Origin of the sequence: Streptomyces sp. JHA26, assembly GCF_002005565.1 — a bacterium.
Lineage (GTDB): Bacteria > Actinomycetota > Actinomycetes > Streptomycetales > Streptomycetaceae > Streptomyces.
Window position 1 is genome coordinate 1 of the sequence record NZ_BDJC01000110.1, and the last position, 7,982, is coordinate 7,982.

The following is a 7,982-nucleotide window of genomic DNA, read 5'->3' on the forward strand; positions in this document are numbered from 1 at the left end:
CCCGCCGCTCCACCACCCGCCGCGGCAGCGGCGCCCACGCCCACGCCCCCGGCGACGAGCCCGGCGGCCTTGGCGTACCCGGCGACGCCGAACCAGCCGATGACCGCCACCGGCACCGCGGCGGGGATACCGCTCGCGACCTCCTCGAGCTGGCCGGCGGCCAGCCGGCACCGGGCGCACTCCTCCAGGTGCTTACGCAGACCCCGCTCGGCCCGGGTGCGCAGCCTGCCGCGCGCGTAGGTGCCGAGCCGGTCGGCGTGGCGGGCGCATTCCTCGTCGGCGGCGAGGGCGTCGCTGACGTGCGCCTGGAGGTAGGCCTGTTTCAGGCCCTCACGGGCGCGACTGGCCAGCACGCGCGTGCCGTTGGCGTCCAGCCCGAAGAGCACGGCCACCTCGCTCGGCGACTCGTCCTCGACCTCGGTGTGCCACAGCACGGCCTGCCACCGCTCCGGCAGCGACCGGAACGCCCGCACGGCCATGGACCGCTCGGCCTCGTGCAGGGCGCGCACGTCGGCACCCAGTTCCAGGGTGTCGTCGTCCGGCAGCCCGGCGGTGCGCGCGGACTGCGCGGCGAACACCGCGAAGTCGTCGACCAGTTGTTCCCGCCTGGCCGACCGCGTCCAGCCCGCGGCGACGCGCCGGAGGGCGGTCAGCAGGTACGCGCGTACGGCGTGCTCGGGTCCGGATCCGCCGCGCACCGCCTGGAGCATGCGGGCGAACACCTCCGCGGTGAGGTCCTCCGCGGTGTGCGCGTCGCGGCAGCAGGTGCGCGCGTACCGGCGCACCGCGTCCGCGTGGCGCCGGTACAGCTCCTCGGAGGCCGAGTCGTCGCCCGAGCGCATCAGCCCGACCAGCTCGGCGTCCGACCGCGGCACGTCGCGCGGGGGTAGCGGCACGCTGTCCTCGTGCATCTCCCGTCGCACCGGGACGCCGGCCCCCGCGAAGGCGCCGTCCTGCGGGACGCCCGCGGGGTCGCCCTGCCCCGGTACCCGCGGCGGACCACCGGGTCCGGCCTCGCCGTCCCCGAGTGCACCGTCCCGCCCGTCGACGCTCATCGCGGAAAGCCCCCGCCACCCGCCCACCCTGACCCGAACACCGGGTCAGGCTGCCACGGGGGCCTCACGCCAGGAGCCCGTACCGCGGAGGATCACTCGTCCGTGGTCACTTGCCGCAACGCGGTACCGGGGGGCGGCCGTTCGGGTGGAGGCACGTCCCCGGCTCCGGCGGTCCCGGAGCACGCCTCCGTCCCGACGGGCGCCGGGCGGGACGCGTGGAACGATCCCCCGCGGCCCCGCCCGGACACCGTCGCCGTCCTCACGCGGGACGCGACCGCAGCCCCTCCAGCAGGATGTCCAGCAGCCGGGCCGAGGCCGCCGCCTGCTGTGCCGCGTCGGGCAGTGAAGGCGCCGCCGTGGCTATCACCAGCAGCACGTCCGACACCGACACGTCCGGCCGCAGCTCACCCGCCGCACGCGCCCGTTCCACGAGACGGCCCACGACCTCCAGCAGCGCCGTCGCCCCGTGATCGTCCCCCGGAGCGGCGGACGGACCGGCGGAGCCGACGGGCGAACCCGCGCCCGGCCCCGGCGCCACCGCCTCCTCGGACACCAGCCGCAGCTCACCGGAGCCGGGCTGCACCCGCTGCTGCGGCACCAGCGGCTCACCGGCCACGCCGTCACCGTCGTCCGGCACCCCGACCCGCAGCACCTGCGGCGGCAGCAGCCGGCCGGCCCCCGAGGCCACCGACGTGCGCAGGAAGCGCGACAGCGCCGACCACGGCTCGTCCTCCTGCCCGAGCGCCGCCCGGGCCTGGTCGGTCAGCCGGGCCGTCTCCTCCTCGGCGATCCGCCGCACCAGGACGTCCTTGCTCGGGAAGCGCCGGTACACCGTGCCGACACCGACCCGTGCGCGCCGCGCCACGTCCTCCATCGGAGCGCCGTACCCCAGCTCGCCGAACACCTCGCGCGCCGCGCGCAGCACGTGCTCCAAATTGCGCTGGGCGTCCACGCGCAGGGGCGTCGTGCGCCCGCCGTCACCGCGCCCGCCGCCCGCCGCCGCACCCATCGCGCCACCGGGCGCGACAGTGGACGCGGACGATCGATGAGAGTCCTGAACATGCATAGACAATCCCCCGGTAATGACGTCTCCCCCCGGAGACTCTCCCCGCCATCGAAAGCCGGAGCGCGCACGGAGGACCCGGTCCGGCGGCCCGCCCGTCGCGGACCCCGTGAGCGCATCCCCCCACACTCCGTGGTGATGAACATAGTTGAGCGGGGGTCAATTCAGAAGGGGCAGGTTCCGCACGGAGCACCCCCCGATCGGAGCACGGGCCGTATACGCCCGGAATATGCCCCCTCTCGTTCGCCGCCCCACCCGCGCTGACCTGCGTCGGCACCCGGCACGGCGGCGATCCGGCCAACCCCGCGCCCGAGCGGTCTCCGGTCACACAAATCGCCGGGCCTGTGGACAAACGCAAGCGCCGGGTGCGTCATGGGATGGTGAAGGAACGTGCGCGCATTCTCGTTGTCGGCGGTGGCTACGTCGGGATGTACACGGCCCTGCGTCTGCAACGGAACCTGAAGGACGAACTCCGACGGGGCGAGGCGGAGATCACGGTCGTCACCCCCGACCCCTACATGACGTACCAGCCCTTCCTCCCCGAGGCGGCGGCCGGCTCCATCTCCCCGCGCCACGTCGTCGTACCGCTGCGCCGCGTCCTCGGCGGGTGCCAGGTCGTCGTCGGCGAGGCGCACAGCATCGACCACACCCGTCGCACCGCCACCGTCACCACCCTCGCCACCGAGGAGGAGGGTGAGGGCGCCCGCCGGCTGACGTACGACGAGCTCGTCCTCGCGCCCGGCTCGGTCTCGCGCACCCTCCCCGTCCCCGGTCTCGCCGACCACGGCATCGGCTTCAAGACCGTCGAGGAGGCCATCGGCCTGCGCAACCACGTCCTCGAGCAGCTGGACATCGCCTCCTCCACCCGCGACCCCGCGGTCCGCGACGCCGCCCTCACCTTCGTCTTCGTCGGCGGAGGCTTCGCCGGGGTCGAGGCGCTCGGCGAACTGGAGGACATGGCACGCTACGCCACCCGCTACTACCACAACGTCACCGCCGAGGACATGAAGTGGATCCTCGTCGAGGCCTCGGGCCGCATCCTGCCCGAGGTGGGTGAGGACATGGGCCGCTACACGGTCACCGAACTGCGCCGCCGCAACATCGACGTCCGTCTGGACACCCGTCTGGAGTCCTGCGCGGACCGCGTCGCCGTCCTCAGCGACGGCGCCCGCTTCCCCACCCGCACGGTCGTCTGGACGGCCGGCGTCAAACCCCACCCCGTCCTCGCCGCCACCGACCTGCCCCTGGACGGCCGCGGCCGGCTCGTGTGCACCCCCCAGCTGGCCGTCGACGGCGCCCCGCACGCGTGGGCCGCGGGCGACGCCGCCGCCGTCCCCGACGTCACGGCCCCCGCACCCGGCGGGGAGTGCGCCCCCAACGCCCAGCACGCCGTCCGCCAGGCCAGGATCCTCGGCGACAACATCGCGCACGCCCTGCGCGGCGAGCCCCTCGACACGTACGCGCACAGGTACGTCGGCTCCGTCGCCTCTCTCGGCTTCCACCAGGGCGTCGCACACGTCTACGGACGCAGGCTGAAGGGCTACCCGGCCTGGTTCATGCACCGCGCCTACCACCTCAGCCGCATCCCCACCGTCAACCGCAAGGCGCGCGTGCTGGCCGAGTGGGCCCTCGCCGGACTCTTCAAACGGGAGATCGTCTCCCTGGGATCGCTCGAACATCCTCGCGCCGAGTTCGAACTCGCGGCCGGTGGAAAGCCTTCTCGGGAACCTCCGCGCAACCCGAAGGGGTAGTCCTGGCCGGACTCAGGAACTCCCCGGGCCGGCCCGGCGTCTGACGGATGTCGGCCGGTCGGCACCCTGCCAGACTGGTCCACTCACCGCGGGCGGGCCGCCGCTCACTTCCGCGCGGCTCCCGGGCCCTGCCGGTCCCGGTACCGGCCGCCGACGACTACCCGAGGCAAGGATTCGTGAACTTCACGCGCTGGAGCGCCCGACTCCCCGGAACACAGCGCCGCGCCGCAGCGCGGACCGACACGACGCTCTCCCAGGGCCACCGGACGGACGGTTCCGTGCCCGCCGCCCGCGCCGAACAGCTGACCGACGAGGCCCCGCCCGTACCGGCCGTCGACGACCTGCCGACGCGCGACGTCCTCGACCGCGTCCCGGCCCTCGTCGCCCTCGTCCACGGACCCGACCACCGCATCGCCTACGTCAACGACGCCTACGCCACGGCCTTCGGCACACGCCCCCTCGGCAGACGGGCCCGCGAGGCCCTCCCCGAGCTCGACGCACTCGGGCTCTTCCCGCTCCTCGACCAGGTGCAGCGCAGCGGCAGACCCCGCACCCTCAAGTCCCGCAGGGCCCCCGACGGCCGCTCCTACACCTTCACCTGCACCCCGGTCACCGAGGGCGACCGCGGCGACGGCCACGGCGACCGTGGTGACCGGGGTGTCCTCGTGTTCGCCACCGACGTCACCGACCACGCCGAGGCCGCCGCACGCCTGCGCGCGAGCGAACGCCGCCAGCGCGAGACCGCCGTCACCCTCCAGCGCTCCCTGCTCCCGCAGGAACTCGAAGAACCCGACGACCTGCGCGTCGCCGCCACCTACCACCCCGGCGGCACCGAGGCCGCGGTCGGCGGCGACTGGTACGACGTGATCACCCTCGGCGGCGGCCGCACCGCCCTGGTCATCGGCGACGTCATGGGCAGGGGCGTCCGCGCGGCCGCGGTCATGGGCCAGCTCCGTACGGCGGTGCGGGCCTACGCCCGCCTCGACCTGCCCCCGCACGAGATCCTCCAGCTCCTCGACGGCCTCGCCGCCGAGATCGACGCCAACCAGATCGCCACCTGCGTCTACGCCATCCACGACCCGAACGAGGGCCGGCTGGTGTACGCCTCCGCCGGGCACCTGCCCATCCTGGTCCGCGACGAGACGGGCACCGTCCAGCGCGCCGACGAGCCCACCGGCCCCCCGCTCGGCACGGGCGGCTGGGTGCACGCGTCGGGCTCGATCGCCCTGACCCCCGGCTCCACCGCCGTCCTCTACACCGACGGCCTGGTGGAACGCCGCAACGAGGACCTGGACGAGGGCATCGCCGCCCTGGGGCGCGCCCTGTCCGGGGCGACCGGCAGCCCCCAGGTGATCTGCGACCGCCTGGTCCGTTCGGCCGGCGTCACCCCGGACCACGACGACGACGTGGCCGTCCTGGTCCTGCAGCACCCCGCCCGCAAGGGCCCGGAGGCCGAGCTCTTCCGCAACGCCACGCTCGAACTGCTCGGCGGCGTCGAAGCGGCCCCCCGCGCGCGTGCCTTCGCCTCCGGTGTCCTCACCAGCTGGCGCTTCCCCACCGACCTGCACGACCTGGGCGTCCTGGCCGCCAGCGAGCTGGTCGCCAACTCCCTCCAGCACGGCACGCCCCCCATGCGCCTGCGCCTGCGCCGCACGGACCGACGCCTGATCGTCGAGGTGACCGACGGCGACGACCACCTGCCCCGGCGCCGCCGCGCGGAACCGGGGGACGAGTCCGGCCGCGGCATCGCCATCGTCGCGACGATCGCCTCCCACTGGGGCTCCAGACGGACGCCCGGCGGCGGCAAGTCCGTCTGGTGCGAGTTCGTCCTGCCGAAGCCGTGAACCGAGCCGTGAGCCGTCCGGCCGTGACGGGCGCACCGCCCGCCACGGCATCGCTCACGCCTCCGCGGCCGCCACGGTGCCCGCCGGCGTCCCGCCCTGCGTGACCACCCGGCTCCGCGTGAGCGACGGCTGGTTCTGCACGTCCGTGAGCTGCCGCCCCAGCCGCACCGCCAGTGCCGTGATGAACAGCGAGAACAGCAGGAACGTCACGATGTACGGCCCGTGCAGCGAGGCCCCGAGCGGCCCGCCCACCGCGGGCCCGACCGCCAGCGCGAGCTGCTTCACCAGGGCGAAGGCGGAGTTGTACTGACCCGCCATCCCGGTCGGCGCCAGGTCGGCCACCAGCGGGGCCAGCGTCGGCGACAGCATCGCCTCACCCAGCCCGAACAGCGCGTACGTCGAGACGAACGCGGCCGTCGCCATCGCCTGGCTGCCGTGCCCGAGCCCGGCGTACCCGGCCACCGCCCACGCCACGGCCCAGATCAGACCCACGGCGGCGATCACACGGGACCGCTTCCGCCGTTCCACGAACTTCAGCACCGCGAACTGCGCGACCACGATCATCAGCGTGTTCGCCGCCAGCGCCGTCCCCAGCGCGGACGTCGAGATCCCGGCGGCCTCGACGCCGTAGGCGCTCAGCCCCGACTCGAACTGTCCGTAGCAGGCGAAGAACAGCACGAAGCCCAGCACGCACAGCTGCACCATCGCCCGGTTTCCCAGCAGCTGCCTCCAGCTGCCGCCGGAGGACCCGTCCGGCGCGTCCTCCACCCGCGGCGCACGCGGCATCCGCACCGTCGCCATCACCGCGACCAGCAGCAGGAACATCGCCGCCTCGATCGCGAACAGCAGCGTGAACGACGAGGGGTTCGTGGTGTCGACCAGGTGACCGCCGATGAGCCCGCCGACGCCGAGCCCCAGGTTCTGCAGGAAGAACTGCATGGCGAACGCCCGGGACCGGGTCTCCGACGGGGAGCAGTCCACGATCATCGTGGCGAGCGCCGGCTGCATCACGGCCTGCCCCGCCCCCAGCGCGGCCGCGGACAGCAGCACGGTGGCCGCCGTGGCCGCCAGCCCCAGGCTCAGCGCGCCGAGCGCGGCGGTGACCAGGGCGACCAGCAGCACCGGCAGCGGGCCCCGCCGAACGATGGCCCGCCCGGCGAACGGCAGCACGATCAGCGCGGCCACGGCGAAGACGGCGAGTACGAGACCCGCCGTCATGGCCCCCAGTCCCCGTACCTGCGCCACGTAGACGTACAGGTAGGGGACGGTGAAGCCGAGTCCGAACGCGCTGAGTGCGTTGCCCACGTGGATCCGGCGCATCGCGGCGCCCATGGCCCTGGTCACGTTCACCCTCTCTTGATGGTCCGCTCCAGCCGTTAAGACTGAAGACTTAGAAGCTAAAGTTCGAAGGTAAAGAGTACATAGCGAAGGACTTCAAGGCAAAGGAGGGGCGTGCCATACTGCGGCCATGGGCGACACCTCCGGCGCCGGCGAGCCGACACTCGAAGAGCAGATCGCCGCCTACCAGCGCGAGTTCCAGGACCTCGATCCGCAGGTGGAGAAGATCGTCTCCGCTCTCTCCCGGCTCAACCGCCGCATGAACGTCGCGTACGGCCGCCAGACGGCCGAGCTCGGCATCAGCAACACCGACTGGGAAGTCCTCAAGGCGCTCGTCCTGTCCGGCGCCCCCTACCGGCTGGGTCCCGGCGACCTCGCCAAGCGCCTCGGCCTGACGCCGGCCGCCATGACCCACCGCATCGACCGGATGGTGACGGAGGGGCTGGTCACCCGGGAGCGCGACGAGTCGAACCGGGTCCGCGTGATCGTCGAGCTGACCAGTGACGGGCGCGAGAAGTGGCTGGAGGCCATGCGTCTCGCCACGGTCTTCGAGGAGGACCTCCTCCAGGACCTCTCGGCGGACGAGCGGTCGGCCCTCGGCGAGGTCCTCACCCGCCTCCTGCGCAGGGTCGAGCACGCACAGCCCGACGCCGGCGGACGGCTCACCGACCTCGATTAAAAGATCTTGACAGGGATGCTTGACAGGCCCCTGTGAGGTCCGTAAGGTTCTTCGGGTTGCCACGGGGCCGTAACGGTTCTGCGGCAGCACCTCCCGCCGCGTCAGCGGCACACCAAACCACCAGCGCGACCTCCCATCGGGAACTGTTTCGGCATGTCCGAATTCAATTCCGAATGGGACTCGACGCCCCGGTCGACACCGATTGGGAAACGCCGAGAAAGTCCGCTAAGGTTTGAGACGTCGGAACGGCCC

General features: G+C 73.4%; 6 protein-coding genes. 3 read left to right on the forward strand and 3 right to left on the reverse strand.

The features are described from left to right. Together JHAT_RS32950 and JHAT_RS32955 are read right to left on the reverse strand one after the other, a co-directional pair. Nucleotides 1-1,055: sigma-70 family RNA polymerase sigma factor (locus JHAT_RS32950; RefSeq protein WP_143660597.1), on the reverse strand; the 1,055-nt coding region annotated here is incomplete at its 3' end. A 259-nt stretch (nucleotides 1,056-1,314) separates the two neighbouring features. After that, nucleotides 1,315-2,121 carry a TetR/AcrR family transcriptional regulator gene (locus JHAT_RS32955; protein WP_077801951.1) on the reverse strand — a complete coding sequence of 269 codons (807 nt, stop codon included), beginning with the start codon at nucleotides 2,119-2,121 and terminating at the stop codon, nucleotides 1,315-1,317. Nucleotides 2,122-2,495: 374 nt separating this feature from the next. On the opposite strand from JHAT_RS32955, the gene JHAT_RS32960 reads away from it, so the two are divergent. Further along, on the forward strand, nucleotides 2,496-3,869 hold the full coding sequence (locus JHAT_RS32960) for an NAD(P)/FAD-dependent oxidoreductase (RefSeq protein WP_077801952.1): 1,374 nt from the start codon (nucleotides 2,496-2,498) through the stop codon (nucleotides 3,867-3,869). Nucleotides 3,870-4,045: 176 nt separating this feature from the next. Next, nucleotides 4,046-5,713 carry a SpoIIE family protein phosphatase gene (locus JHAT_RS32965; RefSeq protein WP_077801953.1) on the forward strand — a complete coding sequence of 556 codons (1,668 nt, stop codon included), beginning with the start codon at nucleotides 4,046-4,048 and terminating at the stop codon, nucleotides 5,711-5,713. 54 nt (nucleotides 5,714-5,767) lie between these two features. Here the strand turns inward: JHAT_RS32965 and JHAT_RS32970 are convergent, their stop codons facing one another. After that, on the reverse strand, nucleotides 5,768-7,045 hold the full coding sequence (locus JHAT_RS32970; RefSeq protein WP_077801954.1) for an MFS transporter: 1,278 nt from the start codon (nucleotides 7,043-7,045) through the stop codon (nucleotides 5,768-5,770). Nucleotides 7,046-7,181: 136 nt separating this feature from the next. Between JHAT_RS32970 and JHAT_RS32975 the strand changes: the two genes are divergently transcribed. Then, nucleotides 7,182-7,730 carry a MarR family winged helix-turn-helix transcriptional regulator gene (locus JHAT_RS32975; RefSeq protein ID WP_077801955.1) on the forward strand — a complete coding sequence of 183 codons (549 nt, stop codon included), beginning with the start codon at nucleotides 7,182-7,184 and terminating at the stop codon, nucleotides 7,728-7,730. Nucleotides 7,731-7,982: the final 252 nt, after the last annotated feature.